Origin of the sequence: Citrobacter sp. NCU1 (assembly GCF_010231475.1) — a bacterium.
Taxonomy (GTDB): domain Bacteria; phylum Pseudomonadota; class Gammaproteobacteria; order Enterobacterales; family Enterobacteriaceae; genus Citrobacter_D.
Genome location: NZ_NRDO01000005.1, coordinates 13,076 through 33,389 on the forward strand (window position 1 = coordinate 13,076; position 20,314 = coordinate 33,389).

General features: G+C 52.5%; 14 protein-coding genes. 6 read left to right on the forward strand and 8 right to left on the reverse strand.

Annotation, left to right across the window (positions count from 1 at the left end; genetic code table 11):
- Positions 1 to 21: 21 nt before the first annotated feature.
- The 6 genes from CJP72_RS01695 to atoS form a co-directional block, all read right to left on the reverse strand.
- Positions 22 to 1,206, reverse strand: a complete 1,185-nt coding sequence (locus CJP72_RS01695) for an acetyl-CoA C-acetyltransferase (protein ID WP_162379180.1) — start codon at positions 1,204 to 1,206, stop codon at positions 22 to 24.
- Positions 1,207 to 1,235: 29 nt separating this feature from the next.
- On the reverse strand, positions 1,236 to 2,558 hold the full coding sequence (locus tag CJP72_RS01700) for a TIGR00366 family protein (protein ID WP_162379181.1): 1,323 nt from the start codon (positions 2,556 to 2,558) through the stop codon (positions 1,236 to 1,238).
- Entirely contained in the window at positions 2,555 to 3,205 is a 651-nt protein-coding gene (locus CJP72_RS01705; protein WP_162379182.1) for a 3-oxoacid CoA-transferase subunit B, read from the reverse strand. Before CJP72_RS01705 ends, CJP72_RS01700 begins: the two co-directional genes overlap by 4 nt.
- Before the next feature lie 2 nt (positions 3,206 to 3,207).
- On the reverse strand, positions 3,208 to 3,867 hold the full coding sequence (gene atoD, locus CJP72_RS01710; RefSeq protein ID WP_162379183.1) for an acetate CoA-transferase subunit alpha: 660 nt from the start codon (positions 3,865 to 3,867) through the stop codon (positions 3,208 to 3,210).
- A gap of 197 nt (positions 3,868 to 4,064) precedes the next feature.
- The gene (gene atoC / locus CJP72_RS01715) at positions 4,065 to 5,450 is read right to left on the reverse strand and encodes an acetoacetate metabolism transcriptional regulator AtoC (protein WP_162379184.1); all 1,386 of its coding nucleotides are present in this window, start codon (positions 5,448 to 5,450) and stop codon (positions 4,065 to 4,067) included.
- Positions 5,447 to 7,285: a two-component system sensor histidine kinase AtoS gene (gene atoS, locus CJP72_RS01720; RefSeq protein ID WP_162379185.1), complete on the reverse strand. Its 1,839-nt coding sequence runs from the start codon at positions 7,283 to 7,285 to the stop codon at positions 5,447 to 5,449. Before atoS ends, atoC begins: the two co-directional genes overlap by 4 nt.
- A gap of 168 nt (positions 7,286 to 7,453) precedes the next feature.
- Here atoS and rcsC point away from each other — a divergent pair, with 168 nt between their 5' ends.
- Positions 7,454 to 10,300 carry a two-component system sensor histidine kinase RcsC gene (rcsC, locus tag CJP72_RS01725; protein WP_162379186.1) on the forward strand — a complete coding sequence of 949 codons (2,847 nt, stop codon included), beginning with the start codon at positions 7,454 to 7,456 and terminating at the stop codon, positions 10,298 to 10,300.
- A 102-nt stretch (positions 10,301 to 10,402) separates the two neighbouring features.
- Here the strand turns inward: rcsC and rcsB are convergent, their stop codons facing one another.
- The gene (rcsB, locus tag CJP72_RS01730; protein ID WP_162379187.1) at positions 10,403 to 11,056 is read right to left on the reverse strand and encodes a response regulator transcription factor RcsB; all 654 of its coding nucleotides are present in this window, start codon (positions 11,054 to 11,056) and stop codon (positions 10,403 to 10,405) included.
- 16 nt (positions 11,057 to 11,072) lie between these two features.
- Positions 11,073 to 13,742 carry a phosphotransferase RcsD gene (gene rcsD / locus CJP72_RS01735; protein WP_162379188.1) on the reverse strand — a complete coding sequence of 890 codons (2,670 nt, stop codon included), beginning with the start codon at positions 13,740 to 13,742 and terminating at the stop codon, positions 11,073 to 11,075.
- A 742-nt stretch (positions 13,743 to 14,484) separates the two neighbouring features.
- Between rcsD and CJP72_RS01740 the strand changes: the two genes are divergently transcribed.
- The 5 genes from CJP72_RS01740 (at position 14,485) to CJP72_RS01760 (ending at position 20,266) form a co-directional block, all read left to right on the forward strand.
- Positions 14,485 to 15,591 carry a porin OmpC gene (locus CJP72_RS01740; protein ID WP_162379189.1) on the forward strand — a complete coding sequence of 369 codons (1,107 nt, stop codon included), beginning with the start codon at positions 14,485 to 14,487 and terminating at the stop codon, positions 15,589 to 15,591.
- Positions 15,592 to 15,706: 115 nt separating this feature from the next.
- Positions 15,707 to 16,759 carry an FAD:protein FMN transferase ApbE gene (gene apbE / locus CJP72_RS01745; RefSeq protein WP_162379190.1) on the forward strand — a complete coding sequence of 351 codons (1,053 nt, stop codon included), beginning with the start codon at positions 15,707 to 15,709 and terminating at the stop codon, positions 16,757 to 16,759.
- 73 nt (positions 16,760 to 16,832) lie between these two features.
- A complete protein-coding gene (gene ada, locus CJP72_RS01750) occupies positions 16,833 to 17,897 on the forward strand; it encodes a bifunctional DNA-binding transcriptional regulator/O6-methylguanine-DNA methyltransferase Ada (RefSeq protein ID WP_162379282.1) in 1,065 nt (354 codons plus the stop codon).
- Positions 17,897 to 18,547 carry a DNA oxidative demethylase AlkB gene (alkB, locus tag CJP72_RS01755; RefSeq protein WP_162379283.1) on the forward strand — a complete coding sequence of 217 codons (651 nt, stop codon included), beginning with the start codon at positions 17,897 to 17,899 and terminating at the stop codon, positions 18,545 to 18,547. The genes ada and alkB overlap by 1 nt, the downstream gene beginning before the upstream one ends.
- Before the next feature lie 75 nt (positions 18,548 to 18,622).
- On the forward strand, positions 18,623 to 20,266 hold the full coding sequence (locus tag CJP72_RS01760; RefSeq protein WP_162379191.1) for a multidrug ABC transporter permease/ATP-binding protein: 1,644 nt from the start codon (positions 18,623 to 18,625) through the stop codon (positions 20,264 to 20,266).
- Positions 20,267 to 20,314 lie beyond the last annotated feature (48 nt).

Sequence of the window (20,314 nt, forward strand, 5' to 3'; positions counted from 1 at the left end):
GGAATTCCGGCCCTTTTTCGTTTAGTTCATCCGTTCAACAATCATCGCGATCCCCTGACCACCTCCCACGCACAGCGTTGCCAGTCCCAATGTTTTATCGTGCGCCTCCAGGCTGTGAAGCAGCGTGACCAGAATCCGCGCGCCACTGGTACCGATAGGGTGTCCGAGTGCGATAGCGCCGCCGTTGATATTCACTTTCTGAGGATCGAATCCAAGGACTTTTCCCACCGCGAGGAACTGCGCGGCAAATGCTTCATTGGCTTCGATGAGATCGATATCAGAAAGCTGGAGCCCACTCTGTAGCAGCGCTTTTTGGGTGGCAGGAACCGGCCCCATCCCCATCAATGCGGGTGCGACGCCGCCGCTGGCATACGCTTTAATACGCGCGAGAGGCTTCAGCCCCGCCGCCAGGGCGGCAGATTCTTCCATTACCACCAGCGCCGCGGCGCCATCGTTGATCCCCGAGGCATTACCGGCAGTCACGGTACCTTGTTTGTCAAAAGCGGGACGTAACGCAGCGAGTCCTTCTGTCGTTGTTTCGGCTTTCGGAAATTCATCACGGTCAAAAACCAGCGTTTTCTTGCGTGATGTGATGCTGACGGGGACGATCTCTTTCTGAAACGCTCCGTTTTCAATCGCCGTGACGGCTTTACGCTGCGAGTGGAGAGCCAGTTCGTCCTGCATTTCGCGGCTGATGCCGTATTCACGAGCGATGTTTTCCGCGGTGATCCCCATATGATAACCGTGGATGGCGCAGAGCAGGCCGTCATGCAAAATAGAGTCGGATAATTGTCCGTCACCGAGGCGATAACCCCAACGGGCTTTTGCATCCAGCAAATAGGGCGCCTGGCTCATGTTCTCCATGCCGCCCGCAATGATGGCCTGTGCTTGTCCTGTCGCAATCGCCTGTGCGGCAAGCGCAACGCTTTTCAGGCCAGAACCACACAGTTTGTTGACGGTAAAACCGCAAACCGTATCGGCAAGACCGCTTTTTAACAGCGCCTGGCGTGCCGGATTTTGTCCCAGACCCGCCTGTAGCACATTCCCCATGATCACTTCGTCAACCCGTTGCGGATCGAGTTGCGCACGTTCAAGCGCGGCTTTGATCGCCGTTACCCCAAGGTCGATGGCGCTGGTGGCTGCCAGCGCGCCGTTAAAGTTGCCAATGGCGGTACGTGCTGCACTGACGATGACACTGTTTTTCATTTTCTGTTCCTTAATGTGAAAGTTTGTCGTCAGAACACGCTCAGGCCAATGACGAATATGAACCCGGAAAAAAGCAGGGCAGTGATGCAGTAACCCATGATGTCGCGCACCCCAAGCCCGGCGATGGCCAGCGCAGGTAGCGCCCAGAAGGGCTGCGCCATGTTCATCCACTGTTCGCCGTAGGCAATCGCCATGACCGACTTGCCAAGATCGGCGCCAAGTGCCTCGGCGGCCGGAAGCACGAACGGACCCTGGATGACCCAGTGTCCGCCGCCTGAGGGCACGGCGAAGTTAATCAGCGCAGAGCTGAAGAAGGTCATGAGGGGGAAGGTGTCTTTGTTGGCGACATTGATGAAGAACTCGGTAATCAGCCCGCCGAGTCCTGAGTGTTCCATCATCAACTGGATACCCGCGTAGAAGGGAAACTGAACCAGAATACCTGCGGTACTGCGGGCGGCTGCGCTAACGGCGCGCATGTAGGCCATAGGGGTTTTGTGGAGCAACAATCCGGCAATCAGGAACATCAGATTGACGGTGTTAATCGTGATATTGAAACCTTTATCTGCAAAGTCGAATGCCAGGTAAGCAATGCCCATCGCACCGATGATCAGCGCCAGAATACGACTCTCTTCGAGACGTTCAGACGGCGGGGCATCTGCCGGTAATGTTTTCTGATAATCCGCATCTTCCTGCAACAATGAGGGATCGACGGAGATGACATCAGACGGTTTTGGCATCATCAAACGGGTGATGAACGGCATCACCACGATAAGACTCAACGTAATGAAAATATTGAACTTAGTGAAAATGGTGTCACCGACCGGAATTAAACCTGCAATATGTTCGACCGGGTTACCTGGCGTCGCGGCGAGCAGCGGCATTGAACCAGAGAGACCGCCGCCCCAGGTGATAAAGCCGATATAGGCGCAGGCAATGAGCAGGGGATAATCGGAACCGGGCACCCGGCGGGCGACTTCACGGGCAAACATCGCCCCCACCACCAGACCAAAACCCCAGTTGATGACGGACGCGACCGCCCCAAAGAACGTCACCAGCATCACCCCCTGTGCGGGGGTTTTGGCGACGGAAGCGACCGTTCGCAGTAAGCTTTTAACCGGTCCGGAACTGGCCAAAGCATGACCCGTGACAATGATCAACGCCATCTGCATCCCGAATGCCAGCAGGTTCCAGAAACCGTCGCCCCAGAACTTGACCATCTTGATGGGTGTTTGCGGCGTTAGCCAGAGCGCAATCCCAAACGTCAGCAGCGTCAGCAACATGGCGAAGATCAGCGGATCGGGAAGCCAGCGGCTGACAAAGCGCGTCATAAAGCGTGAGATACGACCTATCATGCATCACCTCGTTGGATTATCAGGTTGGCTGCAACGTCAAAATGCGCTTCGGTTTTCGCGCGAAGCGTGGAGAGGTTGCATTCTTCAGCGATTTCGGTGAGCCACATTTTGCCGTCGATGAAACGAAAGACGGCGAGCTCAGTCACCAGCATATGTACCGCATGCTGGGCGGTTAGCGGCATGGTGCAGTAACGCAGAATTTTGGCTGAACCGTCTTTCGCACAGTGTTCCATGGCAATGATCACTTTGCGCGCGCCAGTCACCAGATCCATCGCGCCCCCCATACCGGGCACCAGTTTGCCGGGAACGACCCAGTTGGCGAGGTTGGCTTGTTCATCCACCTGCAATCCGCCGAGGACGCAGGCATCAACGTGACCGCCGCGAATCAATGCAAACGACATTGCGCTATCAAACATCACTGCGCCGGGCAAAATGCCGCACGGTTGCCCGCCAGCATTCACTAAATCTGGATGGGCAGTGGTAACGGGACCCAGCCCAAGAAAACCGTTTTCTGATTGCAACGTGATGTGGATATCGGCGGGAAGATAATTGGCGACCAGCGTAGGTAGACCAATCCCCAGGTTAACAACATCTCCATCACAAAGTTCTTGCGCCACGCGGCGCGCAATACGCTGTTTAGCATCCATGATTAACACTCCTGTGGCATAACGATGTGGTCGATAACCGCGCCTGGGGTGACAATCTGGTCCGGCAGGAGATCGCCTGTTGCGACCAGTTTGTCAGGTTCCACCAGTGTGATATCGGCGGCGAGCGCAATCAGAGGGTTAAAATTGCGGGCGCTGAGTTGATAGGTCAGGTTGCCGAGGGGGTCGGCGCGGTGGGCGCGGATCAGCGCCAGATCGGCACGTAGCGGACGCTCAAGCAGCCACTTTTTTCCGTCGAGCGTCATGGTCTGTTTACCGTCTTCTACCACAGTACCGACGCCCGTGGGGGTCAGAAAACCGCCCAGACCCGCTCCGCCACAGCGGATTTGTTCTATCAGGGTTCCTTGTGGAACCAGCAGTACCTCCATTTCTCCGGCAATCATTCGCCGACCTGTTTCGGGGTTGGTGCCAATATGCGAGGCGATGACTTTACGCACCCGGCCATTGACAATAAGCGGGCCAATACCGGTATCAACAAAGGCGGTATCGTTGGCGATTAGCGTGAGATCTCTGACGCCGGAATCAAGGAGAGCCTCGACCAGACGGGGCGGGGTGCCAACCCCCATAAAACCGCCAACCATGATGGTCATGCCGTCACGAAAGAAAGCGGGTACGTCCTGTAAGGTAATCAGTTTTGTTTTCATTATGTTTCCCTTTTGCATACTCCATGTTGGGTACGCATAGGGAATAGCAAGCGGAATGCCAGAAGCGTGCAATAATGAAAATATTAGTTAACGTATTAATTATGAAGGTTTATTTTTTAGTGGGTGGGGGTTTGAGTCGAGGGGGAATATGCAGAATTTTGCGCACTGTGCAAAATTCTGCATAGCAGATTCAGGTATCAGCTATCTGCCGGGTCAATATCATACTCCTGAAGTTTGTACATCAGGGCGCGTCTGCTGATCCCCAGCATAAGGGCGCTGCGTGTACGGTTTCCCTCTTGTTGTTCAAGCACTTCAACGATAATGCGTTTTTCTTCGCGCTTGATCTCTTCTTTCAGGTTGCGCTCTCCCGGTTGGGGCGCTTTGAGTTCGCTGGCGGGACTGACAGGCTGGCGAAACTGAGCGGGTAAATCGTCAGCAAAAATAACCGCTCCAGTATTCATGATGACCGCACGCTCAATCACATTCGATAACTCGCGGATATTCCCCGGCCACGGCCATGCACTGAGTCTCGACATTGCCGTAGGGTCGATCTCTATAATATCGCGTTGATTTTCTGAGCTAAATTTTTGTAAAAAGTGGTTGGCGAGTAAGGGGATATCTTCCCGGCGCTCTTTTAAGGGCGGTAGCATCAGATGAATCACATTTAATCGATAAAACAGATCTTCGCGGAAGGCGCCTTCTTTTACCATCGCGTGGAGATCGCGATTGGTGGAGGCAATAATACGAATATCGACCTGAATGGTTTGATGCCCGCCAATGCGTTCAAACTCTCGTTCTTGCAAAATACGCAGCAGCTTGGCTTGTAGGACGAGCGGCATTTCACCGATTTCATCAAGTAATAACGTTCCCTGATGAGCACGTTCAAACAGCCCCTGGCGTAATGTTTGCGCGCCGGTAAATGCCCCTTTTTCATGGCCAAACAGTTCGCTTTCCAGTAACGATTCCGGCAGCGCGGCGCAGTTGATCTTGATGAACGGTCCGTTAGCCCGGCGGGAATTATAGTGGAGCGCACGGGCGATCAGCTCTTTCCCCGTTCCACTCTCCCCACTGATCAGCACGCTGGCCTGAGAGAGGGCGATTTTCGCCGTATCTTTGCAGATATCCATCATGACCGGGCTGTTGGTCAGGATATGTCCCCACTGCCAACTGCTACTCAGCGCTTTGTGGAGGCTGCGGATTTCTTGCTTCATCGCCTGGAGTTGAAGCGCACGCTGAATGACTAAAGTGAGCTCATCCAGGTCGAAGGGTTTTATGACATAATCAAATGCGCCGCTGCGAAGCGCTTCGACGGCTGTCTCTACTTCAGCGTAGGCCGTCATCAGAATGATGGGGATCCGGGGCTGCTGGGCTCTCATGATTTTCAGCGCTTCGATACCGCTCATTTCCGGCATACGGATATCCATCAGTACCACGTCCGGCTCTATTTCTTTAAAGCATTGCAGTGCGGCCTTGCCGTTGCTGGCACAGTGTGTTTCATGCCCTTGTAGCGAAAAAGCGGTGGTCAGCATACGGCGAACATTGTCTTCGTCGTCAACAATGAGAACTCGGTAGGTGGATTTCATTCAGAGACGGTTCCCTGCGGATTAATCGGTAAAATAAGCGTAAAAATCGCCCCACAGCCTGGCATGCTGGCAACGCGGATATCGCCCTGATGCGCATTGATGATGCGCTGGCTAAGCGCCAGCCCAAGACCTGTTCCTGAGGCTTTCGTCGTGAAAAAGGGATCAAATATCTTTTTCTGCATTGCGATATCAATACCGCAACCATTGTCTTCAACCGTCACCGCCTGTTGTGACGCCGTGTACTGCCAGGTGCGAATACGAATTTCCCCCCGGGTGCCGATCGCCTGAACGGCATTAATTAAGATGTTGAGGAGCACCTGTTTGAGCAATTCACGATCCGCAACTATCGGCGACAGTTGGTTATCTAAGTCCATGTGGAAGGAAATCCGCGCCTGAACGCCAGCGGTTTGGACCAGGATAAGCGTCTCTTCGACCAACGCGTTGAGAGCGATCTGTTGCCATTGACTCTGGCGGGGGCGGGACAAATCTAACAGCTGTTGGATGACTTTATTGATGGAGTCGATTTCATTGAGCACAACCCCGAGGTACTCCTGGTGCTGAGGCTCAGTGATCTGCTGGCGGATAATTTGCACATAGCCACGGATGGCGGTTAGCGGGTTGCGCACTTCATGCGCCACGCCCGCCATCAATTCTCCCAGCGTGGCAAGTCTTTCCGTTTGTGCCTGCCGACGTTGTTGCTCTTTGCGGGCCGTCAAGTCGGAGAAAATGACCAGGGCGCCGATTAACTCTCCCCAGGCATTATGAATTCGGCTGGTGGTGACGCGGATCTCAATGGTGCGATCGCGGGCGGGGAAACTGATCTCCTGGGCCAGATGCTCCGTTCCGTGTGCAAGGGTATCGAGTACCGGACTGTAAAATTGCGAGTGCGTAAACAGGCTGGCATACGATTTACCCACCAGCTCCTGTTGCTTATAGCCTGTAATTTGTTCTGCGGCCGGATTGATCGTGATGACGTCGCCTTGTCTGTCGATGGCGATAACGCCGTCGGCGGCGTTTTCAATGATCAGATCATTAAGGGTTTTGGTCTCCCGCAACGTTTGCGCCAGCGCGTTGACACTGTGGCTGATTTGCCCCAGTTCGCCGGGAAGAGAGGGGAGACGCATGTGGCTATTTTGCGCAAGGAGCGACAGGCCATCGGTAATAATACCGATGTTAGCGCTGAGCCGCCGTGAAAAAAAGATGATAAGCAACAGGCTACCGATCAGGCCTGCGGCCAACACCGTGATGATCCTGACATCCATTTTCCACGCTTGTCGGCGAATGTCTTCGGTCAGTTCGTTGGCCCAGATATAGCCGAGAACGTTACCGTTGCGCTCAATGGGGATCATGGAGTTAAGGATATCTCCCCGCACCTGCTTTCCTGAGTACACCAGCGCAGAATGGCGACTCATGACCTCGCGGCCAGGGTGGTCGGGTGATATTGTGATGCCGACATTATGCTGATAAAGCGCCGAGGGCGCATAGGTGATCACGGCGTCTAACGCCTGGTTGTAATAGCCTGCGCCAATTCCGGGAAACGCGGCAGTAATACGTTCGGTGATGGGACCTAACTCAGCATTAAGCGCGCGAATGCGTTCCTCGCGTGGCAGTTCAGTATAGAGGTTAAAACGATCGCCTAATGCATCGTCAAGCAGGCTTAAGACAGCCGACAGTTTTTTCTCTTTTTCGGACAATACTGCTGAACGGCCTTCAGTTTCTACGATATAACCAATAGAAACAGTGGGTATAATGACCATCAATATGGCTACCAGGATCATCTGGTTTCGCAAGCGACGTGGGTATAAGCGGCGAATTACCCATTGTAGATAGCGCATGCTGAATTCCATGTTGTGTTTTTCAGGCAAACGCCGATTATCGGTGATTAGGGCGCACGTTTCTCAGCGGTGCATCATATTCCCGTCATGCGAGACCATTGCGACGTCGGTCATTTACCGCTACCTTAATCACACTCTATTTACACCCTGAGGCGGAGCTTCGCCCTTTTGAAATACCTTGCTTCCTTCCGCACAACTCTGAAAGTGTCGCGCTACCTGTTCAGGGCGTTGGCGTTATTAATCTGGCTTTTGATTGCGTTTGCTTCGGTGTTTTACATCGTGAATGCGTTGCATCAGCGAGAGTCAGAAATTCGCCAGGAGTTTAACCTCAGTTCCGATCAGGCCCAGCGCTACATTCAGCGTACCTCAGACGTTATGAAAGAACTGAAGTATATTGCTGAAAATCGCCTTACGGCGGAAAACGGCGTGATGTCTTCGCGGACGCGGGACGAAAAGACCGAAGTGCCCACTTTCGAGCCACTTTTCGCTGACTCCGACTGTGCCGCCATGAGCAACATGTGGCGGGGATCGCTGGAGTCGCTGTCATGGTTTATGCGCTACTGGCGCGACAATTTCTCTGCCGCTTACGACCTGAATCGCGTATTTCTGATCGGTAGCGATAACCTCTGTATGGCGAATTTTGGCCTGCGCGACATGCCTGTTGAGCGTGATGCAGCGTTGAAAGCGCTACACGAGCGTATCGTTAAGTACCGTAATGCACCACAAGAAGAGAGCGGGAATAACCTCTTTTGGATAGGTCAGGGGCCACGGCCGGGCATCGGCTATTTTTATGCGCTGACGCCGGTCTATCTGGCCAATCGTCTGCAGGCGCTGCTGGGCGTTGAACAGCCTATTCGCATGGAAAACTTTTTCACGCCCGGAAGCCTGCCCATGGGGGTAACGATTCTGGATGAAAACGGCCATGCCTTAATTTCGCTCGCCGGTCCGGATGGCACTATCACAGCGGAACCGCGCTGGATGCAGGAACGCTCCTGGTTTGGCTATACGCCCGGTTTCCACGAACTGGTGCTGAAGAAAAATCTGCCGCCGTCATCCCTGAGTATTGTCTACTCGGTGCCTGTCGATCTGGTGCTCGAACATATCCGCATGCTGATCCTTAATGCCATTGTGCTGAATGTACTGGTAGGCGCAGCCCTGTTTACGCTGGCGCGCATGTATGAACGACGGATTTTCATTCCTGCGGAAAGTGACGCTCAGCGACTGGAAGAACATGAACAGTTCAACCGTAAAATTGTTGCCTCCGCACCCGTGGGGATCTGTATTTTGCGCACCATCGACGGCATCAATATCCTCAGTAATGAACTTGCGCATACCTATCTGAACATGCTCACCCACGAGGATCGCCAGAGACTCACGCAAATCATCTGCGGGCAGCAGGTTAACTTCGTGGACGTGTTGACCAGCAATAACACCAACCTGCAAATTAGCTTTGTTCATTCACGCTATCGCAATGAAAACGTGGCGATTTGCGTGCTGGTGGATGTGAGCGCCCGCGTGAAGATGGAAGAGTCGTTGCAGGAGATGGCGCAGGCGGCAGAGCAGGCCAGTCAGTCTAAATCGATGTTCCTCGCCACCGTGAGTCATGAATTGCGCACACCGTTGTACGGAATTATTGGTAACCTCGATCTGCTGCAAACCAAAGAGCTACCGAAAGGGGTGGATCGCCTGGTGACAGCGATGAATAACTCCTCCAGTCTGCTGCTGAAAATCATTAGCGATATTCTCGACTTCTCAAAAATCGAGTCTGAGCAGTTGAAAATTGAGCCACGCGAGTTTTCGCCCCGGGAAGTCATGAGCCACATTACGGCAAACTACTTGCCGCTGGTGGTCCGTAAACAGTTAGGGCTGTATTGCTTTATCGAACCGGATGTCCCGGTCACGCTGAATGGCGATCCGATGCGTCTGCAGCAGGTAATTTCCAACCTGCTCAGCAATGCCATTAAATTTACCGATACGGGCTGCATTGTGTTGCATGTTCAGTGTGACGGCGACTATCTCAGCATTCGGGTGCGCGACACAGGAGTGGGGATTCCGGCGAAAGAAGTGGTGCGTTTGTTCGATCCCTTCTTCCAGGTGGGAACCGGGGTACAGCGGAATTTCCAGGGAACAGGCCTGGGGCTGGCGATCTGCGAGAAACTGATCAGCATGATGGACGGCGATATCGCCGTGGATTCTGAACCCGGAATGGGCAGCCAGTTTACGCTGCGTATCCCATTGTATGGCGCGCAATTCCCTGCGCGAAAAACCGCGGACGATCTTGCGAAAACCCGTTGCTGGCTGGCGGTGCGTAACGCCTCGTTGGCCCATTTTGTGGAATCCAGTCTGGCGCGTAATGGCGTGCAGGTGCTCCATTATGACGGTCAGGAACCCGCACCAGATGACGTATTGATAACCGATGACGCGCTGGAGCAACCGTGGCAGGGGCGTGCCGCAGTCATTTTCTGCCGTCGTCATATCGGGATTCCGGTGGAAAGAGCGGCAGGCGAGTGGGTGCATAGCGTTGCGTCGCCACACGAATTACCCGCTCTGCTGGCGCGTATTTACAGCATTGAACTGGACAGTGAAGATCCCTCAACGGCGCTGCCGGCACCTGAAAAAGTCGGTGACGCCAATGACGATATGATGATTCTGGTGGTGGACGATCATCCTATCAACCGCCGTCTGCTGGCCGATCAGTTAGGAACGCTGGGATATCAGTGCAAAACAGCCAATGACGGTGTGGACGCCCTGAATGTACTGAGCAAAAACCCTATCGATATTGTGCTGAGTGACGTCAATATGCCGAATATGGATGGCTATCGCCTGACACAGCGTATTCGTCAGTTAGGGCTGACGCTGCCGGTGGTTGGCGTGACAGCCAACGCGCTGGCGGAAGAGAAGCAACGTTGTCTGGAGTCGGGGATGGATAGCTGCCTGTCGAAACCGGTCACCCTGGATGTGTTGCAACAAACCTTGACGCTCTATGCTGAGCGGGTCAGAAAAATGCGGACATAAAAATGCCGGAGGGCGGTTTCGCCTGATCCGGCTTTCCGGTCTGTTATTACCAACGTCTAAACCTGATGGGCATCGCACCATCAGGTCCGTGACGCCAAATCATCAGCAATCTTTGTCGGACGGGCTCAGCGTGACTGAAGAGAGGTAATTCAGCAGCGCGATATCGTTCTCAACGCCCAGCTTCATCATCGCCGATTTCTTCTGGCTACTGATGGTCTTAATGCTGCGGTTTAGCTTCTTGGCAATCTCCGTGACCAGGAAACCTTCGGCGAACAGACGCAGAACTTCACTCTCTTTCGGTGACAAACGCTTGTCACCGTAGCCGCCCGCGCTGATTTTCTCCAGCAGACGAGAAACGCTTTCCGGGGTGAATTTTTTGCCTTTTTGCAGCGCGGCCAGCGCTTTTGGCAAGTCGGTTGGGGCACCTTGTTTCAGGACAATGCCCTCAATGTCGAGATCCAGCACGGCGCTCAGGATCGCCGGGTTGTTGTTCATGGTCAGAACAATGATCGACAGGCTCGGGAAATGGCGTTTGATATATTTGATCAAGGTGATCCCGTCGCCGTATTTATCTCCTGGCATGGAGAGATCGGTGATCAAAACATGTGCATCCAGTTTAGGGAGATTGTTGATCAGTGCTGTGGAGTCTTCAAATTCGCCGACAACATTCACCCACTCGATTTGTTCAAGTGATTTGCGAATACCGAACAGTACAATCGGATGGTCATCGGCAATAATTACGTTCATATTGTTCATGTATTGGGCTACCTTGCTACAGCAAGCTTTTGACATAGGTGTCAATGTCGCTGATGTATTTTTCTATACCTGGAGCATCTTTCTCACGAATAAGATGTTCCAGCGTTTCACATAACTGCTTGCCGGGTACCAGATTAAGCATGGCAAACACCCCTTTCAGGCGGTGGGCCGTTTGGGCCAGCGCAGCAAAATCGCTGGTTTCCGCCTCAGTATACAACCTCTTAACATCATCCGGTACTGTGTCTACAAATAGCGCGTAATAACCGCTGGCATGAAGTTCGGCGTTTTCATCTCCTCCCAGAGGGGACTCAGGGATCTCTTCCTGCGCCAGTTGCTCTTCGATAAGTTGTAAGACAGCTTCCTGCATAGCATTGCTCATATTAAAGTTGACGCGCAGTTGGCCTGGGCCGATTTTTCGCACGCCTGACTCATCATCGCTTAAAAGCAAGCCTGAGGCAGTAAGATTAGACGGATTATCCGTTAAAAAGAGATCATATTCTTGACTTACCAGCCGTTCGTCCGGCGTGAGGCACGTCGCTCCCCAGTTTTCCAGTTGGCGAACAACAATGTTACGCACGTCGTTAGAGGTGACATCTACCATCACACAAACGTCATCAAGCAGGCGCTCTTCGACGTCAGCATGCTGGTCATGCGGCGTCATTTTTACATGGACGGTATAGCGCGTGCCGAGCGTTTCCCGCGTTTTGATGTTCAAATGACCGCCGAGTTTGCGGGCTAATTGATCGCACAACCAGAAGGTGAGCGGGTTCGCTTTGCCGTAACGGTCGCTCTGCGTTTCATTAATATACGGGAAATGCAGATTATCAATTTCATTCGGCGCCACACCTTCACCGGTATCGAGAATGCGGAAGGTCAGGCGTTCTTCTGCGGACTCGTCCTGATCAACTTCGAGAGTGATTTTGCCAATCTGTGTCGTGGTAACGGCGTACTGGATGAGCAGCAGCAAAATCCGGCGCAAAGCGTCGCGATCGCCACGGCGCTCGTCGCTGGCGCTAAGATGATTATTGATCAACAGTTGCAGGCCTTTGCGCTTAATCACCGGCAGGACCTCCGGTACCACTTCATCGATCAGCGTCTGAATCGAGAACAGTGTCGGTTCACTCTTCCAGCTATCATTCTCCAGAATGTTCGCGAGTTGAATTTCGTCCACCATACGTACCAGCACATCAGCCTGATTAGCCAGTTTTTGGCTGTCAGGTGTATTCAATGCGGCGGCATTAACCGCCAGCATACGTACCGGTTCTTTCAAGGCCGCGCCGATATTCTGCATAAATGTGGCACGGCCCTGTTGGTTTTTCTCATACAACCGCTGCGCCTGCTTAAGTTTCTTATTAACCAGCACCTCGCGATCCTGATCACGAATGATAAAGATCTGTGTTCGAGGCGCAATTTGGCTACGAAACAGGCGAATTTCATACAGCTCGTTATTGATGGTGGCCTGAATGACCCCCTGATGCTGTTCCGCCATGCTGGTGATGTTCTGCAAATTTAAGTGCGGCAGCAGATGATCGGCAATTTTATTGCTGATCACCGTCCGATTGGCTTCCTGGTCATGAACCAACAGACCGAGCGGTAACAGGGAGACGATCTCTTCATTTATTGCACGCAGAATACGCAGTTCATTATTGGCCGCTGTATTGGGTGCAACGTCCGTCGAGCGGCCGGGCTGATGGCGGAAGGTTGTGTAACCAAATAACGCCAGCGCGAGCAGGCCAATATTGAGCAGCAACGGCAGCAGGATATTTTGCAGCGTATCAAGCAACAGCGTCCCGAAAGGTACCAGCCACACCAGACGCATGTCCGTTGAGTTCAGGGCGGATGAAATCTCAATTTTTGCGCTGTTGAAACTGATGCTGACGCTATCTGGCGACTCTTTTTCATTATTATGTACCGTCGTTGGCGTTGCGTCGGGCTCAAGACGGAAGCTATCCAGCGGCATGCCGGGCGGGATCAGATCGTTAATGGGCAGATCGAATGCGACTACGGTCGCCAGATGCCCGGGTTGGTTAAAGGTGGTGCGTAACGTAAAGTAATGGCCATTTTGCCATGTCAGATGACGCAGAGAAGAGAAGCTTTCTCTTTCATCAAGCGCGTTTGCCTGCTGCAACATTTCCGCGCGTCGTGAGTCGACGATATTGCCAATGGTCGACTCTTTAAAGCCGGACGCGAGATCTTTAAGCGGTAACGTAGAGATGAGGATTAAGCTATTGTCCTGCCCGTTCAGGTAATACATGGACCACGGTACTGTCTCGGCACCCCACAACGTATCCAGATAGGTTGAAATACGTTGGGTCATTTCCAGCGTTGAGCTGTCATGGGAGCCAAAAATAAGGGCCTCGGTCTTACGACGCGGTTTCTCCAGATAGTAGACGTCTTGTTTCAGCCGCGTTTCTTGCAGACCTTCCCCCGTTGAAGGGTTCGCTGTTGCGGCGATGTTGTCATAAATCTGCCACGTTACGTAGCGCCAGGTATCAACCCTCTTATGCAGTGCATGAGTAATGTCGACAATCTGATAGCTCTTATCTTTCAACCAGGCATTCACAGCGCTTTGCACCATAACACCCATCGTCACCAGCAACACAATGATCAGTAATAAGAAGAAACGGGTAATGCTTCCCGGCAGCAGGGAGAATCGGGTAGAAACCGTTGTGTCAGTCTGACGCATTCGTGTTTATGACCTGTTAACAAGGCGAAAGGGGATAGGGCAGTATAAAGGGTAATGTGTGAATTTCCAGACTCTCGCCTCTTACAAACGCCGCATTTCTGTCTACCTGAGGGGGATCCCTTCTTACCGCATAAATATGTACATCGCATGAAATGAGGTACACATATTTAGGAAAATACTGAAAAATGTAGCATTAAATAGCAAGAAAATATTTTTGACGTTAATTCCGCGCGAATGTGGAAGTAAGTGCTGAATTTCAATAATTCTTTTTATCCGATAGCACAATGTAGAGGGATGTAGTGTAAAGAAGGGTAAAAAAAAACCGAATGCAGTGCATTCGGCTGAAATAGGGGTAAACAGACATTCAGAAATGAATGACGGTAATAAATAAAGTTAATGATGATAGCGTGTTTATTTTAATGGCCAGCGAGTATTTTGTTTTATCATTCAGTGCTATGGGGTTTTGTTGGGTAATGTCCTGAATTTAAAGTAAAAAATAAATCATCTTGTTAGTTTGTGCTTATTTTTATCATTTTCCTATTTTAAAAAAGTTCCATGAAATTAACATTTTGAAACATCTGTATGGATAAATGAAACATTTTAAAAGTTTTAGTATCATATTCGTGTTGGATTATTTTGTCATTTTGAGGAGAATGAAGTTGCCGACTGGTTAATGAGGGTTAACCAGTATGCAGTGGCAATAAAAAAAGCAAATAAAGGCATATAACAGAGGGTTTACAAAATGAAAGTTAAAGTACTGTCCCTCCTGGTACCGGCTCTGCTGGTAGCGGGTACCGCGAATGCGGCTGAAATTTATAACAAAGACGGCAACAAATTAGATCTGTACGGTAAAGTCGACGGTCTGCACTATTTCTCCGATGATGACAGCGTTGATGGCGATCAGACCTACATGCGTCTTGGCTTCAAAGGCGAAACCCAGGTCAATGATCAACTGACCGGTTACGGCCAGTGGGAATACCAGATTCAGGGTAACACCTCTGAAAACCAAAATGATTCCTGGACCCGTCTGGCGTTTGCGGGTCTGAAATTCGGTGATGCAGGTTCATTCGACTATGGTCGTAACTACGGTGTGGTTTACGACGTGACCTCCTGGACCGACGTTCTGCCGGAATTCGGCGGCGACACCTACGGTTCTGACAACTTCATGCAACAGCGTGGTAACGGCTTTGCGACCTACCGTAACTCTGACTTCTTCGGCATGGTTGATGGCCTGAACTTCGCTATTCAGTATCAGGGTAAAAACGGTGGTCCGAGCGGTGAAGACCAAACTAACAACAGCCGTGAAGCTCTGCGCCAGAATGACGAAGGGGTAGGCGGTTCTATCACTTATGATATCGGTGAAGGCTTCGGTATCGGTGCGGCGGTTTCTGGTTCTAACCGTACCCATGATCAGAACGATGGCACTTATATCGGTACCGGCTCTCGTGCTGAAACCTATACCGGTGGTCTGAAATATGACGCCAACAACGTTTACCTGGCTGCGCAATACACCCAGACTTACAACGCGACGCGTGTGAGCGGTGAAGGTTGGGCAAACAAAGCACAGAACTTCGAAGTGGTTGCACAGTACCAGTTCGACTTCGGTCTGCGTCCGTCCGTGGCTTATCTGCAGTCCAAAGGTAAAGACCTGGGGACTATCAACGGTCGTAACTACGACGATGAAGATATCCTGAAATATGTTGATGTTGGCGCGACTTACTACTTCAACAAAAACATGTCCACCTATGTTGATTACAAAATCAACCTGCTGGATGACAACAACTTCACTCGCGATGCTGGTATCAGCACCGATGACATCGTCGCTCTGGGCCTGGTTTACCAGTTCTAATTGTCGGTTTTGTCGACCAAAGGGCCTGCGGGCCCTTTTTTAATGCCTTTATTCCGGCGTACAAACAACGGTTTTTGGTGTACTCTTGCGCGCGTTCGCATGAGGATAATCACGTATGGAAATGACTTTTTTTCGAACAGTCCTGTTGACTGTCACGATCTTTTTTGTGGGGTGCGATAACACTCCAAAACCGGTTAAGCCGGTTCCCGAGGCGCAGGTGCTGGAAGGTAAAACGATGGGAACCTTCTGGCGCGTCAGTGTGGTGGGTGTCGACGCTAAACGCTTCCAGGAACTAAAGGTTCGGATTCAGACCCAGCTTGATGCTGATGACCAACTGCTCTCCACCTATAAAAATGACTCCGCATTAATGCGCTTTAACCAGTCGCAAAGTCTCTCACCCTGGCCCGTCAGTGAAGCGATGGCCGATATTATCACCACCGCGTTGCGTATTGGCGCGAAAACGGATGGGGCGATGGACATTACCGTCGGTCCGCTGGTCAATCTGTGGGGCTTTGGCCCAGAACAACAGCCGGTGACGATCCCAACGGAGGAACAGATTCGTGTCGCAAAAGCTAAAACCGGGCTGGAGCATCTGACGGTTATTGAGCAGGCGCGGCAACAGTATCTGCAAAAAGATATCGCGGGCTTGTACGTTGATCTCTCCACCGTTGGCGAGGGATATGCGGCGGATCACCTGGCGCATCTTATGGAGCAGGAAGGTATCTCCCGCTATCTGGTTTCTGTTGGCGGTGCGCTGAGCAGTCGGGGAATGAATGCCGAAGGGCATCCGTGGCGGGTGGCTATCCAGAAACCGACCGATCAGGAGAATGCGGTACAGGCGATTGTCGATATCAATGGGCATGGCATCAGCACTTCCGGAAGCTATCGCAACTATTATGAACTGGACGGTAAACGCGTATCTCATGTTATTGATCCGCAAACTGGACGTCCTATTGAGCATAATCTGGTGTCGGTGACGGTGATCGCCCCGACGGCGCTGGAAGCCGATAGCTGGGATACCGGGCTGATGGTGCTCGGCACGGAAAAAGCGAAAGAAGTGGTTCGCCGTGAAGGGCTGGCTGTTTACATGATCGTCAAAGAAGACGACGGGTTTAAAACCTGGATGTCGCCGCAGTTTAAGGGTTTCCTCATCAGCGAGAAAAATTAAAAAGCAAGATTGCGGGTTTTCGTTCGATGGTTTGTGGACACACTAAGCACTATGCTTACCGAAGGAGTCCATGATGAAAAATGTCTTACGAGTAAACGATGATCAACGCTGGCAGTCGGTAATGGATCGTGATCCTGCTGCTGACGGCCAGTTTGTCTTTGCGGTGACGACGACGGGGATCTTCTGCAGGCCCTCCTGTCGGGCGAAGCATGCCCTGCGTAAAAACGTCCGTTTTTTCGTCGATGCCCGTGATGCGCTGACCGCCGGGTTCCGTCCCTGCAAACGTTGCCAGCCAGACAAAGAAAATGCTCATCAACAGCGGCTGGATAAAATCACCCGCGCGTGCCATTTGCTGGAACAGGATACGCCCATCACACTGGAGGCTCTGGCGCAGAACGTTGCCATGAGCCCGTTTCATTTACACCGTTTGTTTAAAGCGACGACGGGAATGACCCCGAAAGCGTGGCAGCAGTCCTGGCGTGCCCGCCGTTTGCGTGACGCGCTGGTAAAAGGGGAGTCGGTGACGCAGGCGGTTCTCAACGCGGGTTATCCTGATAGCAGCAGTTATTATCGTAAAGCTGATGAAACATTAGGCATGACGGCGAAGCAGTTTCGTAAAGGCGGCGACAACGTTACCGTTCGCTATGCCATGGCGGACTGTACATTGGGTCGCTGCCTGGTGGCGGAAAGCGAACGCGGGATCTGTGCGATCCTGTTAGGTGACGACGATGCCGGGCTTATCGCCGGACTGCACGAACTGTTTCCCGCCGCACGTGATGAACCTGCCGATGCGGATTTTCAGCAACGGGTACAACAGGTGATTACCAGTATCAACGCCCGCAACACCCCGCTGGCGTTACCGCTGGACATCCAGGGGACGGCGTTTCAGCAACAGGTCTGGCAGGCATTGCGCACCATTCCTTGCGGCGAAACGGTCAGCTATCAGCAGCTCGCCAACGCCATCGGAAAACCGAAAGCGGTCCGTGCCGTCGCCAGCGCTTGTGGGGCAAATAAACTGGCGATAGTGATCCCTTGTCATCGCGTGGTGCGGAGAGATGGCTCGCTTTCTGGCTATCGCTGGGGCGTGGCGCGTAAGGCGCAATTGCTCAAGCGCGAGACGCAATCTGAGGAGTCATGATGCTGGATCTGTTTGCGGACGCTGAGCCCTGGCAAGAGCCGCTGGCACCAGGCGCGGTTATCCTGCGTCGTTTTGCTTTCAGCGCGGCGCAGAGACTGTTGCAGGACATTTTAACCATTACCCGCCAGTCACCGTTTCGCCATATGATCACACCCGGCGGGTACACCATGTCAGTGGCGATGACCAACTGCGGTCCGCTGGGCTGGACCACCGATCAGCACGGTTATCTGTACTCGCCGATCGACCCGTTGACAGGCGAACGCTGGCCGCCATTGCCTGAGGCTTTCGCCAGCCTGTGCCAACAGGCAGCAACCGCAGCAGGTTATCCTGACTTTACGCCAGACGCCTGTCTTATCAACCGCTATGCGCCAGGGGCGAAGTTGTCGCTGCATCAGGATAAAGATGAACCGGATCTGCGAGCGCCTATCGTCTCGGTTTCCCTTGGGCTACCGGCTGTCTTCCTGTTTGGTGGTTTACATCGCAATGACCCGTTAAAACGGCTGTTGCTGGAGCATGGCGATGTTGTGGTCTGGGGCGGTGAATCGCGATTGTTTTATCATGGTATACAACCGATTAAATCGGGCTTTCATCCTTTGACCGCCGACTATCGCTACAATCTGACATTTCGTCAGGCGGGTAAAAGGGAATAAAAATAAGAATTATTATTGCTGTCGGCGTTGAGATGTTTAAACTGCGGGCTGTTATTACTTGTCCGGGTTGTCTGAATGGAACTTCTTCTTCTTGTCTGGCGGCAGTATCGCTGGCCATTTATCAGCGTCATGGCGCTCAGCCTCGCCAGCGCTGCGCTGGGAATCGGGCTGATTGCGTTTATCAATCAACGCTTGATCGAAACGGTCGACATCTCGCTGAGGGTATTACCGGAATTTCTCGGATTGCTGCTGTTGTTGATGGCGGTGACGCTTGGATCCCAGCTGGCGCTGACGACGTTGGGACACCATTTTGTCTACCGTCTGCGCAGCGAGTTCATCAAACGTATTCTGGATACCCGTGTTGAACGTATCGAACAACTGGGCAGTGCTTCGTTACTCGCAGGCTTAACCAGCGACATCCGCAATATCACCATTGCGTTTGTGCGCTTGCCTGAACTGGTGCAGGGTATCATCCTGACCCTCGGATCTGCGGCCTATCTCGCCATGCTCTCAACCAAGATGTTGCTGGTCACTGCAATTTGGGTGGCGGTAACTATCTGGGGGGGCTTCGTGCTGGTCGCGCGGGTGTACAGACATATGGCGACACTGCGCGAAACGGAAGACAAACTGTATAACGACTATCAGACCGTGCTGGAAGGGCGTAAAGAGCTGACGCTGAACCGTGAGCGTGCGGAACATATTTTTAACCAGTTGTATCTGCCGGATGCGAAAGAGTATCGCCACCACATTATTCGCGCGGACACCTTCCATCTCAGTGCCGTCAACTGGTCGAATATCATGATGTTAGGGGCTATTGGTCTGGTCTTCTGGATGGCAAATAGTCTCGGTTGGGCAGACACTAACGTGGCCGCGACCTACTCTCTGACGCTGCTTTTCCTGCGTACGCCGCTGTTATCTGCGGTGGGGGCGTTACCGACATTGCTCACCGCGCAGGTGGCGTTTAATAAGCTCAATAAATTTTCTCTGGCACCTTTTAAAGCGGAATTTCCACGCCCCAAAGCATTCCCAAACTGGAAAACGCTGGAATTGCGCAATGTCATGTTCCACTACCAGGACAATGCGTTTTCGGTGGGGCCGGTCAATTTGACCATCCATCGGGGAGAGTTGCTGTTCCTGATTGGCGGCAACGGGAGTGGAAAATCGACGCTGGCGATGCTGTTGACCGGATTATACCAGCCGCAATCCGGCGAGATTTTGCTGGATGGCGAAGCGATCCCGGCGGATAACGCCGAAGACTATCGTAAGCTTTTTTCCGCGGTATTTACCGATGTCTGGTTGTTTGATCAGCTGTTGGGACCGGAAGGAAAACCCGCCGATTCTGCACTGGTAGATAAATGGCTTGAACACCTGAAAATGGCGCACAAACTCGAGTTAAGCGATGGGCGTATTCTCAACCTGAAGCTGTCGAAGGGGCAGAAAAAACGCGTGGCGCTGCTGCTGGCGCTGGCGGAAGAGCGTGACATCATCCTGCTGGATGAGTGGGCAGCCGATCAGGACCCGCATTTCCGTCGCGAATTCTACCAGGTGTTATTGCCGTTGATGCAGGAAATGGGAAAAACCATTTTTGCCATCAGCCACGATGATCACTATTTCATCCACGCCGACCGTCTGCTCGAAATGCGCAATGGGCAGCTCAGCGAACTGGTGGGTGATGAGCGCGATGCCGCCTCGCGTGACGCGGTAGCCCGTACTGCGTAACCGTTTATTCACTGAATAAAACACCGCCATCATCTGGAGCCCGGCCCA